This is a genomic window from Streptomyces mashuensis, from assembly GCF_014654785.1.
GTDB classification, from domain to species: Bacteria; Actinomycetota; Actinomycetes; order Streptomycetales; family Streptomycetaceae; genus Streptomyces; species Streptomyces mashuensis.
This window is the reverse complement of record NZ_BNBD01000008.1, coordinates 181,025-201,267: the sequence shown is the minus strand read 5'-3', so window position 1 is coordinate 201,267 and position 20,243 is coordinate 181,025. Positions and strand designations below refer to the sequence as shown.

20 protein-coding genes and 1 pseudogene are annotated in these 20,243 nt (G+C 75.7%); 7 read left to right on the top strand and 14 right to left on the bottom strand.

Annotated features, from left to right (window positions below; translation table 11 throughout):
* Positions 1-4: 4 nt before the first annotated feature.
* From IE305_RS20285 to IE305_RS20250, 8 genes are all read right to left on the bottom strand, one after another.
* Complete coding sequence (locus IE305_RS20285) at positions 5-1,867, bottom strand: TOMM precursor leader peptide-binding protein (protein WP_190131089.1); 1,863 nt, start codon at positions 1,865-1,867, stop codon at positions 5-7.
* On the bottom strand, positions 1,864-3,522 hold the full coding sequence (locus IE305_RS20280; RefSeq protein WP_190131088.1) for a hypothetical protein: 1,659 nt from the start codon (positions 3,520-3,522) through the stop codon (positions 1,864-1,866). Before IE305_RS20280 ends, IE305_RS20285 begins: the two co-directional genes overlap by 4 nt.
* Positions 3,519-4,652: a lantibiotic dehydratase C-terminal domain-containing protein gene (locus IE305_RS20275; RefSeq protein WP_190131087.1), complete on the bottom strand. Its 1,134-nt coding sequence runs from the start codon at positions 4,650-4,652 to the stop codon at positions 3,519-3,521. Before IE305_RS20275 ends, IE305_RS20280 begins: the two co-directional genes overlap by 4 nt.
* On the bottom strand, positions 4,649-7,345 hold the full coding sequence (locus IE305_RS20270; RefSeq protein ID WP_190131086.1) for a lantibiotic dehydratase: 2,697 nt from the start codon (positions 7,343-7,345) through the stop codon (positions 4,649-4,651). The genes IE305_RS20275 and IE305_RS20270 overlap by 4 nt, the downstream gene beginning before the upstream one ends.
* Before the next feature lie 97 nt (positions 7,346-7,442).
* Positions 7,443-7,625 (bottom strand): thiazolylpeptide-type bacteriocin, encoded by a 183-nt coding sequence (locus tag IE305_RS20265; RefSeq protein ID WP_190131085.1) that lies wholly within the window; start codon positions 7,623-7,625, stop codon positions 7,443-7,445.
* A 52-nt stretch (positions 7,626-7,677) separates the two neighbouring features.
* Complete coding sequence (locus tag IE305_RS20260; protein ID WP_190131084.1) at positions 7,678-7,875, bottom strand: thiazolylpeptide-type bacteriocin; 198 nt, start codon at positions 7,873-7,875, stop codon at positions 7,678-7,680.
* Positions 7,876-8,115: 240 nt separating this feature from the next.
* Positions 8,116-8,343: a hypothetical protein gene (locus IE305_RS20255; protein WP_190131083.1), complete on the bottom strand. Its 228-nt coding sequence runs from the start codon at positions 8,341-8,343 to the stop codon at positions 8,116-8,118.
* The gene (locus tag IE305_RS20250) at positions 8,340-8,576 is read right to left on the bottom strand and encodes a hypothetical protein (protein ID WP_190131082.1); all 237 of its coding nucleotides are present in this window, start codon (positions 8,574-8,576) and stop codon (positions 8,340-8,342) included. Before IE305_RS20250 ends, IE305_RS20255 begins: the two co-directional genes overlap by 4 nt.
* 114 nt (positions 8,577-8,690) lie before the next feature.
* Here IE305_RS20250 and IE305_RS20245 point away from each other — a divergent pair, with 114 nt between their 5' ends.
* Together IE305_RS20245 and IE305_RS20240 are read left to right on the top strand one after the other, a co-directional pair.
* Positions 8,691-9,311 carry a TetR/AcrR family transcriptional regulator gene (locus IE305_RS20245; protein WP_190131081.1) on the top strand — a complete coding sequence of 207 codons (621 nt, stop codon included), beginning with the start codon at positions 8,691-8,693 and terminating at the stop codon, positions 9,309-9,311.
* A 201-nt stretch (positions 9,312-9,512) separates the two neighbouring features.
* Positions 9,513-10,610 carry a mechanosensitive ion channel family protein gene (locus IE305_RS20240; protein ID WP_190131080.1) on the top strand — a complete coding sequence of 366 codons (1,098 nt, stop codon included), beginning with the start codon at positions 9,513-9,515 and terminating at the stop codon, positions 10,608-10,610.
* Positions 10,611-10,617: 7 nt separating this feature from the next.
* On the opposite strand, the gene IE305_RS20235 is transcribed toward IE305_RS20240, so the two are convergent.
* The gene (locus IE305_RS20235; protein ID WP_229891247.1) at positions 10,618-11,484 is read right to left on the bottom strand and encodes a LysR family transcriptional regulator; all 867 of its coding nucleotides are present in this window, start codon (positions 11,482-11,484) and stop codon (positions 10,618-10,620) included.
* A gap of 120 nt (positions 11,485-11,604) precedes the next feature.
* Here IE305_RS20235 and IE305_RS20230 point away from each other — a divergent pair, with 120 nt between their 5' ends.
* Genes IE305_RS20230 through IE305_RS20220 form a run of 3 tightly spaced genes read left to right on the top strand, consistent with a single transcriptional unit; the run spans position 11,605 to position 13,809 of the window.
* Positions 11,605-12,939, top strand: coding sequence for an MFS transporter (locus IE305_RS20230; RefSeq protein WP_190131078.1), 1,335 nt, complete (start codon positions 11,605-11,607; stop codon positions 12,937-12,939).
* Positions 12,825-13,292, top strand: a complete 468-nt coding sequence (locus tag IE305_RS20225) for an SRPBCC family protein (protein WP_190131077.1) — start codon at positions 12,825-12,827, stop codon at positions 13,290-13,292. Before IE305_RS20230 ends, IE305_RS20225 begins: the two co-directional genes overlap by 115 nt.
* A gap of 34 nt (positions 13,293-13,326) precedes the next feature.
* Entirely contained in the window at positions 13,327-13,809 is a 483-nt protein-coding gene (locus tag IE305_RS20220; RefSeq protein ID WP_190131076.1) for a GNAT family N-acetyltransferase, read from the top strand.
* A gap of 81 nt (positions 13,810-13,890) precedes the next feature.
* On the opposite strand, the gene IE305_RS20215 is transcribed toward IE305_RS20220, so the two are convergent.
* Positions 13,891-14,064 (bottom strand): CsbD family protein, encoded by a 174-nt coding sequence (locus IE305_RS20215; RefSeq protein WP_190131075.1) that lies wholly within the window; start codon positions 14,062-14,064, stop codon positions 13,891-13,893.
* Positions 14,065-14,154: 90 nt separating this feature from the next.
* A complete protein-coding gene (locus IE305_RS20210) occupies positions 14,155-15,378 on the bottom strand; it encodes a GDSL-type esterase/lipase family protein (protein WP_190131074.1) in 1,224 nt (407 codons plus the stop codon).
* A gap of 73 nt (positions 15,379-15,451) precedes the next feature.
* Here IE305_RS20210 and IE305_RS20205 point away from each other — a divergent pair, with 73 nt between their 5' ends.
* Positions 15,452-15,874: a hypothetical protein gene (locus tag IE305_RS20205; RefSeq protein WP_229891243.1), complete on the top strand. Its 423-nt coding sequence runs from the start codon at positions 15,452-15,454 to the stop codon at positions 15,872-15,874.
* An 82-nt stretch (positions 15,875-15,956) separates the two neighbouring features.
* Here IE305_RS20205 and IE305_RS20200 read toward each other — a convergent pair whose 3' ends face one another.
* From IE305_RS20200 to IE305_RS20190, 3 genes are all read right to left on the bottom strand, one after another.
* Positions 15,957-17,153 carry an MFS transporter gene (locus IE305_RS20200; protein ID WP_373311687.1) on the bottom strand — a complete coding sequence of 399 codons (1,197 nt, stop codon included), beginning with the start codon at positions 17,151-17,153 and terminating at the stop codon, positions 15,957-15,959.
* 75 nt (positions 17,154-17,228) lie between these two features.
* Entirely contained in the window at positions 17,229-18,416 is a 1,188-nt protein-coding gene (locus IE305_RS20195; RefSeq protein WP_190131073.1) for a globin domain-containing protein, read from the bottom strand.
* A gap of 105 nt (positions 18,417-18,521) precedes the next feature.
* Complete coding sequence (locus IE305_RS20190) at positions 18,522-18,974, bottom strand: RrF2 family transcriptional regulator (RefSeq protein ID WP_190131072.1); 453 nt, start codon at positions 18,972-18,974, stop codon at positions 18,522-18,524.
* Between the two features lie 185 nt (positions 18,975-19,159).
* Here IE305_RS20190 and IE305_RS33140 point away from each other — a divergent pair.
* Positions 19,160-19,723: pseudogene (locus tag IE305_RS33140) on the top strand (TerD family protein); the annotation flags it as partial.
* Positions 19,724-20,243: the final 520 nt, after the last annotated feature.

Sequence of the window (20,243 nt, the reverse complement as noted above, 5' to 3'; positions counted from 1 at the left end):
GTCCTCACGGGAACGGGTGGGGGTGGATCGTCAGGTCCTCGGGCCGCAGCGGACGTTCCGTACGGCCCAGCCGGTACGGCACGCCGAGCAGCCGGGGCAGGCCGCGCGTGCGGTGGTTGACGTGCCCGAACGTCATCGGCAGCGCACCGGGCACCACGACCTTCGCGCAGTGCAGGCCGAGCCGGTCGCGCAGCCCCGGCTCGGTCTGGTCGACGGCGATCACCTCCAGGCCCGCGCCGGCCAGCCGCTGCACGACCGCGCCGAGCAGGGCCGACAGGTCGGCCACCGGCTCCGGGGCGCCGGGCCACGCCTCGGCGACCGTCCGGCACGGCGTCTCCGCGAACAGGAACTCCAGGCGCGGGCCGGCCTCGGGCAGCGTGTTCAGCCCGACGTGGTCGTCGAGGCCCACCACGAGCTCCGGCCGGCCGAGCATCGGCCGCAGCCGGTCCGGATCGTGCGTCCGGCTCTCGGCGCGGGCCCGGTGCGGCGCCTCCAGGACGTTGGTCACCACCTCCGCGACCGCCGAACGGATCGCCACGCGCGGATCGTGGTGCGCCCCGGCCGCCAGGAACATCCGCGGCGCCTCGGCGTGGCCGCCCTCGTAGCGGCACACGGCCACGACCGCCGGAATGCCGAAGTCGTTGGTGGCGTCGAGGAGCACGAGCCGGTAGCCGGCCAGGGCGGCGCGGTCGGCGAGCAGCGCCGTCCCGGTGTCACCGGGCGGCAGCGCCACGCGCGGCAGCGGCGTGGCCGTGTACCAGGCCATGAGGAACGCGTCGCGCTCGGCGATCTCGAACAGGCCGTAGAGGGCCGCCTCCTCGGGGCTGTTGCCCAGCCCGCAGCCGTTCGACGACTCGTACACCACCCGTGCCCGGCCCGGGCCGGGCACGTCCCAGTACGCGACGTGCTCGGGCACCGCGACCGGCCGGCCGTGGGTGAGGGACCAGCCGTGCACCCAGTCCAGCGGCAGGCCGGGCGTGTACGGCACGGTGGGCGACGACGAGTGGCCGTGGAAGGCCGGGTCGGGCAGGCCGAGCCGTTCGGGGTCGAGGGCCCGCTCCGGGCCGAGTTCGGCGAACGAGGCGCGCAGCACGGTGCGCCGCCCGGTGGGGCGCATGCCGGCGAACCGTTCGACGCTCTCGAACAGCGCCACCCGCTCGCTGCCGGCGAAGTCGGCGGCGCGGCCGTAGCCGCCGTCGTCCAGCAGCCGCCCGTCGGTCACCCACGCCGTGGTCAGGCAGAACGCCGAGTCCTCCGACCGGAACAGCCGGCGCACCGGCCCGAACCGCTCGTCGTGGAGGGCCGCCCGCAGCCCGGCACCGCTCGTACGGTCGTTGGTGCCGCGCAGCACCGCCGGGTCGGGCAGCGGGCGCGGGGCGGACGGCAGGGGCTCGACCGTATCCGCCGAGTCCGGCGGCAGGGGCCGGCAGACGGCACAGCCACCGACGGGACGCACCTCGTGCGTGGACCAGGTGGCCCGACCGTTGTGCAGCAGGTGCACGGTGGCGGTGGTGGCGGCCGGCTCCTCGTCCAGCAGCTCCTGGGCGAGCGCGTTGGCTGCCTCGGCGAGGGCGGGGGAGGGCACGCCGGCCAGCGCCAGGGCGGGGCTCTGCCACGGCACGCGGCCGCCGGCCGTGGCAAGCCGCTGGTACTCGGTGCACGCCAGGCACGCCGCCGCACCCGGGCGCAGCACGGGCCCGATCACGGTGACCGGCCCGTCGTACCGCACCGGCACGAGGGCCACGGAGTGGGCGAGGGCGTGCCGGCTCAGCTCCTCGGCGAGGCCGAGCGTCCACTCCGTGAGGAGGACGACGGCGGTGCCGCTCGTGGTCGCCAGCGCGGTCGCCGCGTCGAGCACGGTCGTCACTTGCTGCTCTCCTCGGTGTGCAGGACGGTGAAGCCGAGCGCCGTGAGGTGCGCGGCCAGGCCGGCCGGCGCCGGTGCCGGGCCGGTGCGGAGCCGCGTCAGCCGGTGCAGCGCGGTGTGCAGGGCGGCCTCCCGGCGCGCCACGCCGGCCAGCCAGCCGGCGGTCCAGCCGGTGTCCTCCCACGCCGCCAGGGTCACGCCGGCGGCGGCCAGCGGCGCGACCGAGCCGTCACCGGTGGAGAGGTACCGGTGGGTGACGCCCTGCTCGGCGGCGCTGCGCGCGGCGATGGCGCCGAGCAGCGCGAACGCGGCCGCGTCACCCGGCGTGGCCTCGACGGCCCGCGCGCCGCACACGACGGCCTGGTACACCTCCCCGTCCGCTCCGACGGGGAACACCTCCACGGAGGCGGTGACCCCCAGGCGTTCCGTGAGCGTGGTCCAGCCGTGGCGGGCCTGCGGATGCCCGGACCAGGCGGCCGCGGGCAGCGGTACGCCGCCGGGGGCGGGGACGGCACGGCGCAGGGCCCGGCCCCACGCGTGGCCGGGGTCCGCACCGACGGCGCACCCGGCGCCGCCGAGCCGGAGTTCGGCGGCCCGGCAGAACGCGTCGAGCCGTGCGAGATCGAGGCGCGGCGCCCCGGCGAGCAGCGTGCCGCCGGGCACCTCGCAGGCGGCGAGCGGCACGGGCAACTGCCGCAACGCCCCGGGCTCGGGCGCCGCCAGCACCCCCACCCGCTCGTCCCCCAGCACGGCAACCCGCCGCAACGCCTCGTCCAGCGTCCGCGCAGGCCGCAGCTCCACCCGCGCGCCCCCGGCCCACGCCCGGTACTCGGCCCGCCCGGGCCGGACGGTGGCAACGAGCACGGCCGGCACCCCGGCCGGCAACCGCGGGTCGTCCCCTTCCTCGGCGGGATCCGGCATGCCGCCGGCAGCACACAGCAACCGCTGGGCGCCGGCTCCCGCGAGGAGGGAGACGAAGGAAGCGGGGACGTCGCGGAGGGGGCGGCCGGCCGTCCGAACCCCGCTGTCCACGCCGCCGGCCGGCGACGGTGTCGTCCGCAACCGCGCCGTCAGGGCCGTCGCGTCCGCCTGAGCCTGCGCCGGGGTGCCCGGCGCGGTGACGTAGCCCGAGTCGTCCGTCGTGCCGGCCGCCACCGCGTGTTCCCGTCCCGGGCCCCAGGCGCGTACCAGCACCGCTTCGTCCGGCAGGCCGTCCTCCCCGGGCGCGTGCGTGCAGGTGACGCCGCTGCGGGCCAGGGCCCGTATCACCGCCCCCGCCAGTGCGCCGCCCCGCGCGCCGGACGTCACCTCCGCCCGCACCGCGGCCAGCGCGGCCGCCGTCGTGGCGGGATCGGCGGCCGACGCCGCGAGCCAGTCCGGGGCGTCCGCAGCGGCGGCGGGCATCAGCAGGTCGTGCGCGCGGAGCTGGGCGAACACCGTGTCCAGGGCTGCGCGGACCGGTGTTCCCGGTTCGGCCTGCCGTAGCAACGCCTCGGCCTCGCCGGCCCGTAGCGGCCCCTCGAGGAGGCGCCACAGGCCCGGCAGTGCCGTGCTGCCCTCCAGCGTGACGCTGCCGCGCCGCCCCCGCAGGTGAAGGCCGTTGCGCAACGGCGTGACCGCGACGCCCGGGCGCAGCCGCTCGTCGTCCGCCGTCATGCCCGGCCCTCCACCGCGTCGATGACCGCGCCCACCTCGGCGCGCCAGTCGCACCCCGTCAGGGCCGGGACCGCACGCACCACCAGGTGCGCGGCGAGGTAGCGCTCCAGCGGCCGCACGTCGCAGATGGCGAACAGCCGGTACAGGGCATTGGTGCACGCCCGGTACACCAGGTAGTCCGGTCGGCTCCACATCGCGCCCTCCGGGTCCGAGCGCCGCAGCAGCCGGTGGAACTCGCTGTACCGGGTGCGGATGTCCTGGTTCCAGCGCTCGGCCGCCGCCGGGTCCCCGGTCGCGGCCGCCCGCACCCGGTACTCCAGCGGCACGCCGTGCAGGTCGGCGCCCGCGTCGTACCGTGCCTGCGCGAGCGCCCAGGCGGCGGACGACCAGCCGGCCCAGGCCCGTTCCCAGCCCTGGGCCCCGCCGCCGGCGATCCGGCCCACGAGGGCCGTCACCGCCTCCCCGGCGGTCTCCCAGCGGCGTTCGAACGCGGCCCGCAGCCGTCCGTCGGGGTCGTCGTGCACGAGGAAGTCCTCCAGGTGCGAGACGTACGAGTAGTGGCCGCCCACCAGGCCCCCGGGGTGCGCGGCGGCGTGCGCGGCGAGCGCCGCCACCACCAGCTGCACCCGCGCCTGACCACTGTCGCCGTGCTCGCCCAGGAACGCGGCGCCCGCGCGCAGCGCGTCCAGCCCGTCGCGCAGCAGGTTGTCGCGGAGCGCGACGCCGTCGTCGCCGAGGAGGCCGCGCAGCGGGGCGAGGTCGACGGGCTCGGTCCGCACCGTGTTGTCGGGCACGACCGGCCCGTAGGGCGGGGCGACGAGCTCGGAGCGCCCGGCCTCGGCGGCCTGCGCGAGCAGCTCTGCCTCGGTGAGGTCGCTCCGCGACGGGTGCGTGTCGACCCACGCGCGCAGCGCGGCCGCGGCCTCCTCGGCGGCCGCGGGCAGGTCGCCGGGCCCCTGGAGGCGGAGCCGCAGGTGGGGGCCGTGCAGCCAGTGCCGTTCGACGTGCGGGGTGAAGCCCCGCGCCGCCCACGTGGCGGCGAGCGGCAGCACGGCCTCGCGCAGCAGTGCCGCCTTCACCGGCTGGTGGTAGTAGGCCACGACGTCGAGGGCGGGTGAGGGAACGGTCATGTCCTCGGCTCTCCGGTAAGGGGGGCGGTGGTGCGGGCCCGGCCGGCCCGGTACGTCTCCACGACCAGCTCCACCGCGCGGACGGGCGCGGCACGGCCGCCGGGCGCGGGCAGCGCCTCCTCGAGGACCGCGCCGCCGGGGTGGCGGGCCAGCCACTTGCCGAGGCAGCGCAGGTGGAGCGCGTTGCCCAGGTCCACGAACTGCGGCTTGGGCCGCGCGAGGTGGGCGTGGAAGTCCTCGGCCGCCCGGCCCGTCGGCACGGTGGCGGCCGGGTGCAGGAATACCTGGTCCGGCAAGCCGAGCAGGGCCCGCCAGCGTGCCACGGTCCCGGCCGGGACCGTGGCACGCGGTGACGCGGCGAGCTCGGCCCGCAGCGCGCCGAGCACCCCCGCGGGCAGCGCCCAGCGGCGCCGTTGCAGGACGACGTGGCGGTGACGCAGCCGGGGCGTGCGGATCACGCGGCCGCCCGGGGCGGGGACGGGGTGCCGCGGCACGAGCGGGCCGAAGTCGACGACGCCGTGCGGCTGGTCACCGAGGTACGCGCCGAGCCGGCGCGGCAGCATGAGGGGGGCGAGGAAGCCCGGGTAGAGGACGTCGAGCAGCTCGCCGGTGGCCCGCAGCCGCAACCGCACCTGGTCGCCGGCCTCGTCGTGGACGAGCTCGGGGTCCGCCTCGCCGATGGAGGCCGGGCGCGGGTCGGGGCCGATCTCGTCAGGGACGAGCAGCGGGTGGAGGTTGGCGTTGAAGCCGCCGACCGGGCGGACTTGCGCCGCCCGCGCGCCGGGTCCGAGGCCGCGGCGGACCTGCCGGGCCACGGCGCCGGCCGCGGCCGGGTCGAGGGCGTCGAGGAACCGGCTGGTGAACCGGCCCCAGCCGCCGTAGACGCGGTTGACGCAGAGCAGGCCGGCGCCGGGGTCGCGCTGGAGGAAGAACGCGTGGCTGAGCGGCCGTTCGAGGGCCCAGCCGGGCAGCCGCCCGGCCAGGCCCTCGACGAGACCGGCGGGCAGGACGACATCGCCGTCTCCCGCGGCATGGCCGGCGCCGGCGAGCTCGCGTCGCAGGGCAGCGAGCCCGGCGACACCGGTGGGGAAACGTTCCTCGTCGGCGGGGGAGAGGGCGGCGAGGCGCCCGGCGTCCTCCCAGGCCGCGGTGATGTCGTCGCCGAACTCCCACGGGTGGCGGCAGACGCCGCCGCTGCCGTACCGGGCGACGAAGCGGTCCCGCAGGACCTGCCGCACGATGTGGCCGAGGTCGTACAGCTCGGCCACCGCGCCGGCCTCGGCGAGCGCCTCGTGATCGGCGCGGTCGAGGAACCCGTCGAGCCGCAACGGCCGCGGCGCCACCACGTCCTCGGACAGGACGCTGAGCGGCACGGAGGCGGCGGGCACGGGCCGCCCGGCGTCGGCGAGGAGGGCGGCCCAGTCGCGCACGAGGGAGGAGAGGATCCCGGGCCGCTCCGCGGCGGCCGCGGCCCCGAACGCGCCGGTGGCACGGGCGATCCCTTCGACGCGGCGGGCCAGCGCCACGTCACCGCCGGCCCCGGTTTCTGCCCCCACCTCCCGCAGCCACTCCGCCAGGCGGCCCAACGGGTCGTCGTCCTGCGGCGCGACCGGGTCCGTGGGTACGAGCAGGCCCGCTTCCACCAGGCGGTCGAGGAAGCCGGCCGCCGCCGCCCGGCTGTCCGCCGCGCCCGGCAGCGCGGACGCGAGCGCGTCCGTCAGGGCGTCCAGTCCGGCCGGCGTCGTGGCCCGCTCCGTGACCAGGCGCAGCGGGCCGCTGTACGTCACTTCGGCCTCGTCCTCGTCGACGACGAGGTACCGGCCGCCGGCGAAGGCGGTGCGGGTGCGGGAGTACGTGGCGCGGCCGTCCGTGGTGCGGGCGGTGCTCGTGATGCGGTGGGGGAGTGCGGTGCGGCGGTGAGGGGCGTCCAGGAGGGCGGCGGTGAGGGCGGCCGTCAGAGCGCGGTTGACCTCGACCACCGCGGTCAACGGCCCGTCCAGCAGGGGCGCTTCGCCCCAGCACCGAACCCGGCGCTGCCCCGGCGCCGGTTCGGGCAGCGGGCCCCAGCCGACCGCCGTGAACCACGACAACGGGCTGGTCTTCGTGCTGGCCCGCAGGGCGTAGCGCAGGACGGTCGGCTCTTCCTTGCGGGACTTGCGGTCGTCCGCGCCCGTACCGGCCCGTTGCACCGCCCGCAGCAGGTCGGGGCTGGTCAGAGCCGTCGCACGGGCAAGCGCCGGCTCCCGGCACAGGGCGGCGAGCGCTGCCCGCTCGGCGGCCAGGGCCGGCCCCGCGGCGCTGTCCAGCGCGGCGAGGAGCGCGCCGCGGCGTTCGCGCAGAGCGAGCCACTCGGCGAGGCGCGGCACGCGGCCGGGCAGGTCGCCCAGGCGGGCCAGCAGCGCGGGCCGGGGTTCGCGCCCGTTGTGCAGGGCGCGGCGCAGCGGGAGGACGACGTCGCGGTGGAACGCCTCGGGGTGCCCGTCGCGGCTCGCGTACAGGTCGTCGCAGAGGGGGCCGGTGAGGGCCGGCAGTGCGCCGTCCAGCGCGGCCAGCCGGTCGAGCAGCGCCCGGAACTCCGTACCGGCCGGTCCCTGGGCCGGGTACGCGAGCACGGTCGCGCGGGCGAGCGCGTACGGCGCGGTGCTCGCGAGGTGGCCGGCGGCGGTGGTGTTCCCGCCCGCGGAGTGCGGCATGACGGCCCGTCCCTTTCGTGGTGCCGTGCCCGCCACGGGCCGCACCGTGGTACGGGTGCGGCCCGTGGCGGGCGTCAGTCGTCCCGCGCGGCGCGGGTCAGGCGGTGGGGTGCGGCAGCTGCGGCTGGGCGCAGGACGACGAACCGCAGGAGCACGAGCTGCCGCCGTTCGAGGCGCCGCCCTCGGGCAGCGCGACGGTGTCGCGCATCGAGGTCACGGTGAGCTCGCCGAGGTCGAGGTCGGCGAGCTCGAAACCGGCCGTGCCGGTGGTGGGTTCCATGGTGTCTCCCTTGTCGGAGGGTCAGGAGGAGTGGTGCCGGCGCCGGTGCCGGTCAGCCCACGTCGGGCGTGCCGGTCTCCAGCTGCGGGTGGGCGCAGGACGAGGAGGCCTGGCACGAGCAGGAACCCCACGAGGCGCCGCCCTCGGGGAGCGCGGCGGTGTCGCGCATCGAGGTGACGGTGAGGTCGCTGAGGTCGAGCTCCAGGTCCTGGAGGCCGAAGCCGGCGGCGGTGCGAGCGGAATCGGACATGGCGATCTCCTTTGAGGCGGAGGGCGAAGGCTGAAAGTGCACTGGTTGAGCGGTGAAGAAACCGTGCTGGTGGAGCCTGGCGGTCCGCGGAGAACGCGTCACATGACGGGAAACACGACAAGGTCATGCCCGTGACGCCCGATGACCGTGTGTGATCAGAGCGTTGCGGGCATGACTATATGGCCGTTAACTCACGACTGAGACTGGTCGCTTGGGGATTGGCTGGAATATGCCGATGGCTCATTTGTGACGGGAGGGATCGCGCCGCGGCGGAGGTGCGCCGATGTCGCCCGTCCGGCGGGGACGACCGGCGTCGTCGCGGCCCTGCGGCCGCCCCGCCTTCCGCCAGATCACCACCATCCCGATGGCCAGGACCACGACGGCCACCACCACGATCACGCCCTTGAGCGCGTAGTCGAGGAGCAGGTGGTGCAGCAGCTCGTCCCCCTCGGACGCGAGCGGGATCACCGCCCCTCACCCCTTCCGCCTCCGCCGCGACGGGCGGCGGACCCGCCCTCCAGCCGGCGGGCCGCCGCACGCATCGCCGCGCGGGCCGCCGGCTCGGCGTACCGGCGGACGTCCTCCAGCCGGCCCCGGCGCTTGAGCACCACGGCGACGGCGAAGGCGGCCAGGGCCAGCAGCACCAGTCCGCCGGCGATCAGCCCGAACCTGATGAGCAGGAAGTTGAGGTACGTCTCCATGATCCGCGGGACCTCCGTCCGTGTTCCGCCCCCGCCGGCCTCGTACGGCAGGCGGCGAGGTTCTATCACGCCTGTGATAAATCCAATGTATCACGGCCGTGATAAAAAAGAAGGGTGCCCAGATACGTGGATCCCGAGGCCCGCCGCCGCCATGTCGTCGACGCCCTCTTCCGGGTCGCCGCCCGCGACGGCCTCCAGCGCGCCTCCCTGCGCAACGTCGCCGACGAGGCGCAGCTCAACATCGGCTCCGTGCGCCACTACTTCGCCGGCCAGCAGGAGCTGATGAACTTCGCGATGCGCTCGATGCTCGACCGGCTCGCCGGCCGCCTGACGGCCCGTGTGGAGGAGGCCGGCGACCTCTCCCGCCACCCCCACGCCGAGCAGCGGCGCATCGCCGCCGGCCTGCTCGGCGAGCTGCTCCCGCTCGACGACCGGCGCCGCGCCGAGGTCACCGTCTTCATCGACTTCGTCACCGCCGCCCGCACCAACCCCGCCCTCGCCGGGCTCTCCCGCGAGGCCGCCCACGGCGAACGCGACCTGCTGCGCCGCGTCCTGATCCGCCTGGCCGCCAACGGCGCCCTCCGCCCGGGCCTCGACCACGACCTGGAGGCCGAACGCCTCGCAGCCCTCCTCGACGGCCTCAGCCTCTCCGCCGTCCTCCACCCCGACCTGGTGACCCCCGACACCTGCGCCCGTGCCGTCACCGCCCACCTGGAGGCCCTCGCCCCCGACTGACCGGCCTGCGTACGGGGGCGCGCGGGCGGTGGTGCACTATGACTCCGCGCGCCGGGGTCCCGCACCGGGAACCGGCGCCCTCACGAACCACGCGGACAGGCAGGTAGAAGTGACGAATCGTTACTCCGGATTCCAGGCGGCGCCCCCCGGCGCCACCGCCCCGCTCTCCGGAACGTCGGCCCGACGGCAGGAGGGCCGACGGTGACCCGGGACCTGACCCTGCACGACGTCATCGCCGCCGGCATCGCCGTGGCCGCCGGCCTCGCCACGGCCCTCGTGCTCCGGGTGATCCTGCGCTGGCTCGCCGAGCGGGCCCGCCGCACCAAGTGGGAGGGCGACGACATCATCGTCGACATCCTGCGCACCCTCGCGCCGTGGTCCGCCGTGGCCGGCGGCGTCGCCGCGGCGGCCGCCGCCCTCCCGCTGAACCGCGCGGCCGGGCACGTCGTCAACGAGATCCTCACGACCTTCGTCATCGGCGTCGCCACCTTCACCGCCGCCCGCGTCACCGGCGGACTGGTGCAGGCCGTCGCCCAGTCCCGCTCCGGCGTGGCCGGCTCGGCGACCATCTTCGTCAACATCACCCGCATCGTCGTCATGGCGATGGGCTTCCTCATCGTCCTGCAGACCCTGGGCATATCCATCGCGCCGCTGCTCACCGCCCTCGGCGTCGGCGGCCTCGCGATCGCCCTGGCCCTGAAGGACACCCTCGCCAACCTCTTCGCGGGCGTGCACATCCTCGTCTCGAAGACGGTCCAGCCCGGCGACTACATCCGCCTCAGCAGCGGCGAGGAGGGCTACGTCGTCGACGTCAACTGGCGCAACACGGTCGTCGAGCAGCTCAACAACAACCGGGTCATCATCCCCAACGGCAAGCTCGCCGGAACCAACATGACCAACTTCACCCGGCCCGAGCAGAAGCTCTCCGTCACCGTGCAGGTGGGCGTCGGCTACGAGAGCGACCTGGAACACGTGGAACGGGTCACCGTCGACGTCGCCGAGCAGGTGATGAAGGACGTCCCCGGCGCCGTCCCCGACCACGAGCCCGCCGTCCGCTTCCACACCTTCGGCGACTCCCGCATCGGCTTCACCGTGATCCTCGGCGTCGGCGAGTTCAGCGACAAGTGGCGCATCAAGCACGAGTTCATCAAGCGCCTGCACCAGCGCTACCGCGCCGAGGGCATCCGCATCCCCGCCCCCGAGCGCACCGTCTCCCTCCGCCCCGGCGCCGAAGCCGCCGTCCCGCGCCCCCGCTCCAGCCCCGACGCCGTGCCCGACCGGCCCGGCCCCACGGCCTGACCGGCGGCTACGCGCACTCCCTGACGGCGCGGGCGAACGCCCGCACCCGCCCGTTGTCCCCGTCCCGGTGCCGCACCAGGCCCAGCACCGAGTCCGGCAGACCCTCCACGGGCACGAACACCACGTCGTCCCGCCGGAGCTGACCGGCCGTGGGCCCGCACAGCACCAGGGCGCCCCGCCCCGCGGCGACCAGCGCCACCCCCTCCTGCAGGGTGGTCACCTCCGGCCCCGGCACGTCCGACGGGGCCTGCGCCGCCCGCCAGTACGCCGGCGCGGGCCCCGCCGGGCGGACCAGCGGCAGCCCCGCCAGCTCGGCCGCCGGCACCACCGCATGGCCGGCGAGGGGATGACGCACCGGCAGGGCCACCGTCTGCCGGTGGCGCGAGAAGACCGGACCGACCACCAGGTCCGGCTCCGCCACCGGCAACGGCACCACCGCCACGTCCACCGCCCCCTCCCGCACCGCACCGAACGGGTCGGCGAACGGGATCTCCGCGACCTCCGCGACACACGCCGGGTGCGCGGCGTGGAAGGCGCGCAGCGCCCGCGACAGCCCCGCACCCGCCGCCCCCACGAACCCGACCCGCAGCGTCCCCGCGACCCCCGACGCCGCCGCCCGCGTCTCCTCCACCGCCGCCGCCAGCGCCTCGTACGCCGGGCCGAGCCGCGCCAGGAACCCCTCGCCCAGCGGCGTCAGCCGCACCCGGCGGCTCGTACGCTCCACCAGCCGCCCGCCGACGCGGCCCTCCAGCGCGCGCAGCAGCTGGCTGACCCGGCTCTGCGAGACGTACAGCCGCTCACCGGCCCGCCCGAAGTGCAGCTCCTCCGCCAGCACCAGGAAGCACTCCAGCTCCCGCAGCTCCAGCCCGCCCACGCGACGCTCCTTCTCCCGCACGATCCGCTCACCCTTGGTTCCCCATCGATGAGCCCGCCTCATGGAAGCGTGAGATCTTCGCCGTTGTTCCCGGACGGGGCGCCGCCGAGGCTGGAGACCATGGAACGGACTCCCCTCCCCCCGGAACACGGCGGCCGGCTCCCGCTGCCGGTGTTCGCCCTGGCGGCGGCCACCTTCTGCGTCGTCACCGCCGAAATGCTGCCCGTCGGGCTGCTCACCCCGCTCAGCGCCGGCCTCGGCGTGTCGGACGGCACCATGGGACTCGCCGTCACCCTGCCCGGGCTGACCGCCGCCCTCGCCGCGCCCCTGCTCCCCGTCGCCGTCCGGCACGCCGACCGGCGCCGCGTCCTGTGCGGCCTGATGCTGCTGCTCGCCCTCGCCGGCCTCGCCCCCGCCGTGCTCCCCTCCTTCGGGGTGCTGATGGCGGCGCGGCTCGTGGTCGGGGTGTGCATCGGCGGCGTGTGGGCCGTCGCCGCCGGCCTGGGCGCCCGCCTCGTCCCCGGGCCCGCGGCCGGCCGGGCCACCGCCGTCGTCTTCAGCGGCATCGCCGTGGCCTCCGTCGCCGGCGTACCGGCCGGCACCCTCCTCGGCGAACTGGCCGGCTGGCGCTGGACGTTCGCCGCTGCCGGCGCCCTCGCCCTGGTGGTGGCCGGCCTCCTGGCCGCCGCCCTGCCCGCCCTCCCCGCCGACGAGGCCGTACGCCTGCGCACCCTCGCGGGCACGCTGCGCGTACCGCGGATACGGTCCGGGCTGCTGGTCGTCGCCGCCCTCGTCACCGGGCACTTCGCCGCCTACACCTACGTCCGGCCCGTCCTGCGGGAGGCGGGCGGCATCGGCGCCGGGGCCGTCGGCGCGGTCCTGCTGCTCTACGGTCTGGCGGGCGTCGCCGGCACCTTCGCCGGCGGCGCGGCCGCCGCCCGGGCCCCGCGCCGGACCCTGCTCGTCCTCAGCACCGCCATCGGCGCCACCGTCCTCGCCCTGACCCCGCTGGAGGGCCGGCCCCTGCCGGCGATCGCCCTGCTCGCCGTGTGGGGCCTGGCGTACGGCGGTGTGTCCGTGTCGGCCCAGTCCTGGCTGACGGCCGCCGCCCCCAAAGGCCGCGGCGAGGCGGTCTCCGCCCTCTTCGCCGGCGTCTTCAACGCCGCGATCGCCGCGGGCGCGCTGGGTGGCGGCCGGGCCGTGGACGCCTTCGGCGTCCGCGGGCCGCTGTGGTGCGGCGGCGCGCTGGCGATGCTGGCGACGGTGGTGCTGGTGGCCGGGCGCCTGGCCGGGCGCCGCATGGAGAAGGAAGACACGGAGAGAACGGGTAGGAACGCGCCATGGTCCACTTCAGCGTCGAACGCCGCTCACCGCTGCCCCTCGACACCGCCTGGCACCGCATCACGTGCTGGGAACGGCACGCCGCGCACGTACCCCTCACGGCCATCACCGTGACCACCCCGCCGCCGACGGGCGCCGGCACGCGCTTCGTCGCCCGCACGGGCCGCGGCCCGGTGGCGTTCGACGACCCGATGGAGGTCGTGCGATGGGAACCACCGGCCCCCGGCCGCTCCGGCTGCTGCCTCTTGGAGAAGCGCGGCCGCGTGGTGAGGGGATGGGCGCGGATCGAGGTGGGCCCCGACGGGGCGGGTTCGCGGGTCGTGTGGGAGGGCGACCTCCGCGTACGGGGCGTACCGGGCCTCTTCGGCCCGGTGGTGGCCCGGTCGGCCCGTCTGCTGTACGGGCGCGTGGCCGCCGGCCTCCTGCGGGAGGCGCCGCCCTCGGCAGGGCCCGCCCCGCCCCGATGAGGCACCGTCGCCCCGATGCGGCACCATGGGCCGCATGGTGACGTTGCGCGTGGTGACCACCGACGACTGGCCGTTGTGGCGGGATCTGCGGGTCGCCGCCCTCACCGAGTCGCCGCACGCCTTCAAGGCGCGGGTCGCGGACTGGCACCGCGGCGGCGAGGAGGAGTGGCGCGCCCGGTTCGGCCGGCCCGGCGCCCACCACCTCGTGGCGTTCCTGGACGGCCGGGGCGTGGGCCTGGCCCGGGGAGTGCCGGTGGGCGACGGGGTGAGCGAGCTGCGGTCGCTGTGGGCCGGCTCCCGCGTACGGGGCCGCGGGGCCGGCGACCTGCTGCTGGGGGCGGTCGAGGCGTGGGCCCGCGGATCCGGTGCCGCGACGCTGCGGCTGACCGTGATCCCGGGCAACGACCACGCGATGGCGCTGTACCGCCGCCACGGCTTCGCCGTCACGACGGAACACGGCCCCCTGCTGCCGGACGGCGTGACCAGGGAGCTGGTGATGGCCAAGGCGCTGCGCTGAGCGGGCGCGGGCGGGCCCCCGGCCCGGAGGCCGGGGGCCCGCCGCCCCACGCGCACGTCACCGGCCCGGCAGGGGCCGGGGTCAGTGCCGGAAGGCGTCCTTGGCGTGCTCACCGGCCTGCTTGACGTCCGCCTTGGCCTGTTCGCCCTTGCCCTGGGCCCTCTTGGAGTCGTTGCCGGTGACGGCGCCCGTGGCTTCCTTGACCTTGCCCTTGGCCTTCTCGGTCAGGTGCTCGGCCTTCTTCTCGGCACTCATCCTTTCCTCCCAGCTGTCGCTTCGGTCGGACTCCTGCCGTCTTCCTCGCGAGGCGCGGGGCAAACACCCTCCTCACGTGTCCGCCGCCCGTCAGGCAGCGGCGAACGGTCCTTCCGCGCCGAAGGCGTGCTCGGCGAAGCGCTCGCCGATGCGCTGGTGACCGGCGGTGTCGGGGTGGAGCCCGTCCGGCAGCGGCAGCTCGGCGAAGTCCGCCTCGCCGTAGAGCGAGCGCCCGTCGACGTAGTGCAGGTGGGGATCGTCCTCGGCCCGCAGCGCGGTGATGCGGGCGAGCTGGTCCCGGACGACGTTGAGCGTCAGCTGCCCGGCGGCACGGCCGGCCGGGTCGCCCGCGGCCCGGAACCGCAGCTTCCCGTCACCGAAGTCGGGTGCGGTGGGCCCGGGCGTGTCCTCGTGCATGGGGCACAGGACGGGCGAGACGACCAGCAGCGGCGTGTCCGGGTGCCCCTCGCGGACGGTGTCGAGGAAGCCGTGGACGGCGGGGCCGAAGGCCCGCACCCGCATCAGGTCGGTGTTGACCAGATTGATGCCGATCTTGATGCTGATCAGGTCGGCGGGGGTGTCGCGCAGGGTACGGGCGACGAACGGGTCCAGCAGCGCGTTGCCGCCGAGGCCCAGGTTGATCAGCTCGACGTCGCCGAGGCCGGCGGCCACGACCGGCCACGTGGCGGTCGGGCGCCCGGCCATGGACCCGTGGCTGATGGAACTGCCGTGGTGCAGCCACACCCGGCGGCCCCGGTCCGGCGCGGGCTCCACCGGCGCGTCGGTGCGCAGGGCGATCAGCTCCGCGATCTCCGACAGCGGCAGCCAGATCTCGACGTCCTTGTCGCGCGCGGGCAGTCCGGCGAAGCGCACGGTGCCCGGCGGGCCGGGGCGCTGCTCGACGTCCTGCGTGAACATGTCGACGACGAGGACGTTGCCGCCGTCCGCCGTGGCGCTGCCGGCCGGGCGGCCGTCGACGACCAGGTCGTACACGCTCTCCGGCCGGGGCGGCGCGTTGCGGTAGACGGTCTTCGTGGCGAGGACGTCCAGTTCGACGACGGTGGCCCGGGTACGGAAGGCCAGCCGTACGCCGGCGGGCTGGCTCTCGATCAGGGCCAGCGCCGGGTCGGGGAACTGCCGCCGGGCCCGTGCGGGCAGCCGGTGCGGCAGCAGGCCGTGCGGTGTGCGTTCCGTCTCGAGTGCGCCGCGCAGCAGGCCGGGCTCGACGGGGGTGCTGATCCACTCGGTCACCGTCGGTCTCCTCCATCCGTGGGCCGGGGGCGGGTTGACCGGATCTGCACTGGCCGCGCCCATCGTGTTCGAGCAAATGATGTCACGTCAGGTCCGAGACGCATTCGGCGCACCATGGTTCACGTGGGGGGACATCATGCGCACCAGGACGCACGGCCGCCGGAGGCGCGGCGCGATGCCCGGCACCGTCAGTGCCCTGCTGGCGACAGCCCTGGTCACCGGCCTCGCGACGGCCACCCCGGCCCGGGCCCAGGACGCGTACTACGGGTGCCCGGCCGGGGCGGTCTGCCTCTACGCCCGGGACGCCGAGAGCGGCTGGTCGGGGCTCGACCCGAAGAGGATCACCAACGTCTACTGGAGCTACGGCGCCCACAACCTCAGCAACGTCGTCGGTCTGCACTGGCTGGCGAACAACCAGACCCCCGACTCGTCGCCGAACGCCTGGGCCGAGACGTGCACCCGCTACAACGGCGTGAACTGCACCAAGCAGATCCTGCCGCGCATGGCCATCCAGCTCGACTTCACACCCATCAACTCGATCGTGCTCGACCGGCCCTGAAGGCGAGCGCGACGGCGTGAGGGTGGGGCGTTGAGGGCGCGCCGCACGGCGTCACCGGGGCGCGCGGCCCCCGGCATGCCCGCTACCCCGCGCCGGCGCCGCTCTCCACCGGCCGCAATGCGAGCAGTACCGCCGTCGTGGCCGCCAGCAGCGCGACGCACGCGGTGAACACCAGCCCCGACAGCCGCAGTCCCAGGGCGACGGCCATCGCCCCGACCCCGACCACCGGGATCGAGATCGCCACGTACAGCACCACGAACAGCGCGGACGTCACCTCCGCCCGCCGCTCCGGCGGGCTGTACGCGCCGACCGCCGTGACGCCCGCCCGGAACGACAGCCCCTGGCCGGTGCCCGCGACCACCGCGCCCGCCACCATCAGCGGAAGCGACGCCGCCAGGAGGGACGCGAAGATCACGGCCATGCCGGCGACGAGCACCACGCAGCCCCACGGCAGCGCACGGTGCACCCCGACGCGCCCCATCAGCATCTGGCCGGCCGTCGAGGCGGCGAAGAGAACGAAGACGACGGTGCCGGAGACCGCCGGGGCACCGATGCCCACCACGTCGCTCAGGAAGCTCGGCGCCACCGAGGTGAAGAGGCCCATCGTGGCGAAACCGGCGAACCCCGCCATCGCCGCCGGTACGAACGCGGGGCGCACCGACGGCGGCACGTGCAGGCGCCGCGGGCGCAACGCCGCGCCCCGGCCCCGGTCCCGTACCGTCTCCGGGATCAGCAGGACGCCCACGACGGCCACCGCCACGAGCGCGAGGTCCACGAGGAACACCTGCCGCAGCGGGTCCGGCGCGTACTGCGCCAGCAGGCCGGCCAGCAGGGGGCCGCTGCCCAGCCCGCCCATGTTGGCGGCGGTGGCGGCCAGCGTCGCGGCGCCGGCCCACCGCCGTGGGGCGAGCTCCACCACGGCGGCCGTGGCGGTCCCCGTGAACAGCCCGGCGGACAGGCCCGACAGCACCCGCCCGGCGAACAGCTCCGGCAGCCCCCGTTCGAAGAGGAAGCACGCCGCGCTCAGCGCCGACAGCGCCAGCCCCGCCAGCAGGACCGGCCGTCTGCCGACGCTGTCGGACACCTGCCCCAGCAGGAGCAGCGCCACGATGACGCCGACCGCGTACACGGCGAAGATCACCGTCACCATGAGCGGGGAGAACCCCAACTGCCGCTGGTAGTACTGGTACAGCGGCGTGGGCAGGGTGGTGCCGCACATGGCGACGGCGAAGGCGTAGGCGGCCAGGAGGAACGGCCGGCCGGTGGTGTCCTGCTGCACCCTGACTGCCTATCAGCAATGCGCACGCGGAGCGGCGCGCCCCGCGTGCGTGGTGCGGACAAGCAGTCGGCCGGGTCAGTTCCGGCCGAGCCAGAGGTCGGGGCCGAAGACCTCGTAGTGGATGCGGGACGCCGGGATGCCGAGCTCCAGCAGCTGCGTGCGGACCGCGCGCAGGAACGGCAGCGGGCCGCACAGGTAGGCAGTGGTGTCCGCCGGCAGCGGCACGGTGGTGAGGTCCACCAGGCCGGTGCGCTCGGCCGGCCAGGGGCCCTCGGGCTGCTCGTACCAGACGTGGGCGGTGCCGTCCGGCAGCTTCGCCACCAGCTCCTCGAGGTCCGCGCGGAAGGCGTGGCTGCTCTGCGTGCGGTCGGCGTGGACGGCGACGACCCGGCGCTGCGACCCGGTGTTCACCAGGTGGCCGAGCATGGAGATCATCGGGGTGCAGCCGATGCCCGCCGAGGCGAGCAGCACCGGTGTGTCGTCCTCGTCGAGCGTGACGTCGCCGAAGGGCGCGCTCACCCGCAGCAGACCGCCCTCCCGCACCTGCTCGTGCAGGTGGTGGGAGACCTCGCCGCGGGGCTCGTCGGTGACCTTCCTGACGGTGAACTGGAGCGCGTCGCCCGGGTTTCCGGACAGGCTGTACTGGCGTATCTGGCGGGCGCCGTCCGCCAGCTCGACCTGGACGGAGACGTACTGGCCGGGGCGGGAGGCCGGGACGGCCGAGCCGTCGGCCGGCTCCACCCGGAAGGTCATGACGTCGTCGGTCTCCGGGGTGCGGCTCACCACGCGGTACGGGCGCCACGTGTCGCCGTCGCGGGCGCCGGCCTGCTCGTACAGGCGGGCCTCGATGGCGATCAGCGCGTTGGCCATCAGCCAGTACACCTCGTCCCAGGCGGCGGCGACCTCCTCGGTGACGGCCTCGCCGAGCACCTGGACGATGGCGGCGAACAGGTGGGTGTGGACGACCTGGTACTGCTCGCGGGTGACGCCGAGCGAGGCGTGCTTGTGGGCGATGCGGTCGAGCATGGCGTCGGGCCGGACGTCCGGGTGCTCCAGCAGGGCGGTGGCGAAGGCCGCGATGGAGCCGGCGAGCGCCTGCCGCTGCGTGCCGTTGGCCTGGTTGCCGCGGTTGAACAGGTCCCGCAGCAGCTCGGGGTGGGCGTCGAAGAGCCGGTCGTAGAAGACGGCGGTGATGTCACCGATGGCGCCGCCGACGGCGGGCAGGGTTGCGCGGATCGTTTCGGCTGACTTCTCGGACAGCATCACCGGCCTCCAAAGGCGCAGATGAGATTCGTATTTTTGGGTGTGCGACATGACCGGGCCGGTGCGCGCGGGGCTCTGCCCCGCCGCGGCCGGAGCGGCCGGCGGTCAGCCGGGGGAGGGGCGGGACACCGGGGGCAGACCCAGCAGGACGGGCCCGGCCGGGGCGGCCACCAGGCTCTCGACGGTGACCGGGTCGAGCGCGGCGTAGAACGCCTCCTGCGCCGCACGCAGTGCCGTGCGCAGCCGGCAGGCGTTCCGCAGCGGGCACGGCGGGTCGTCCTCGCAGCCGACGACGTCGCCCACGCCCTCCAGTTCGCGGACCAGCCGGCCGACGGAGGCGGAGCGTCCTGCCGCCGTGAGACTCAGGCCGCCGCCGCGGCCGCGACGGGCCTCGACGACGCCGAGGTGCTGGAGCCGGGTGACGACCTTCGCGGCGTGGCTGTAGGGCACGGCCACGGACTCGGCGACCTCACGGGTCGTCGGCGCGCTCTCGTCGCCGATGACCGCGAGCCGCATGGCGATCCGCAGTGCGAGATCGGTGCCCTTGGTCAGTCGCATGGATCGACCCTAGCTAATACGAATTTTGGAGTCCAAATAAGGGGGGAGTGGTCTGCGTCACGGACGGAACCGGCCGCGGCGCACCCGGCCCGGCGCACCCGGACCCGGGCACCATGATTCACTCGGTTGCGCAAGGACTAAAGTGTGCCGCAGGGAAACCGGCAGAACATGTGGGGAGGAAGTGGATGGGTGTGCCCCTGAGCAAGGGCGGCAACGTCTCGCTGAGCAGGCAGGCGCCCGGCCTGACCGGGGTGACGATCGGCCTCGGCTGGCAGACGGACCCCGGCTGCGAGCTCGACGCCAGCGCCCTGCTGTGCGGCGAGTCCGGGAAGGTGCTGTCCGAGCGGCATTTCGTCTTCTTCAACAACCTGACCAGCCCGGACGGTTCCGTCCGGCACGCCGGCAGCGGCGGCTCCGGCACGGCCGGCGGCGACGTCCAGCAGATCCACGTCGACCTGACCCGCGTCCCCGCGGATGTCACCAAGGTCGTCTTCCCGGTGTCCCTCTACGACGCCGCGACCCGCGGCCAGGACTTCCGCCAGGTCCGCGCCGCCCACATCCGCGTCACCGACCAGGGCGGCGGCACCGAGCTGGCCCGCTACGACCTGGCCACCGGCGGCCTCGGCGCCGAGACCGCCCTGGTCTTCGGCGAGCTCTACCGCCACGGCGCCGAGTGGAAGTTCCGCGCCGTCGGCCAGGGCTACGCCTCCGGGCTCGCGGGCATCGCCACCGACTACGGCGTCGACGTCCTGCGCGAGGAACCGGCCGCGACGCCCGCCACCCCGGCCCCGGCGCCCCTGGAGAAGACCGGCACCATCCCCGCGCAGCCGCCCGTACCGCCCGCCACCCCCCTGCCGCCTCCGCCGCCGGAGGCCGCACACCAGTACACGACAGGGAGTTGTTCTTCGATGACGTGCTTCTTCGACCCGGGCCACGGCCCCGGCATGACGACCGTGACCTGGTCCCCGCAGTGGGGCGTGCCCCGGCAGATCCAGGCGTGCGGCGGCTGCGCCCAGCGCGTCCAGACGACCCCGCCGCCGTACTACACCCCGCCCGCCCCGGCCCAGGCCGGCTACCCGCAGGCCGGTTACCCCCAGCCGGTGCAGCAGGGGTACCCCCAGCAGGGCTACGCCCAGCCGGGCCAGCCCGTCCAGGCCCCGCACGGCGACCAGCAGCAGGGCGGCGGCCGCCGCTTCGGCACGGGCGCCCTCATCGGTGCCGGCGCCGCCGGCCTCGTCGGCGGAGCGCTGCTGAACGAGGCGTTCAGCG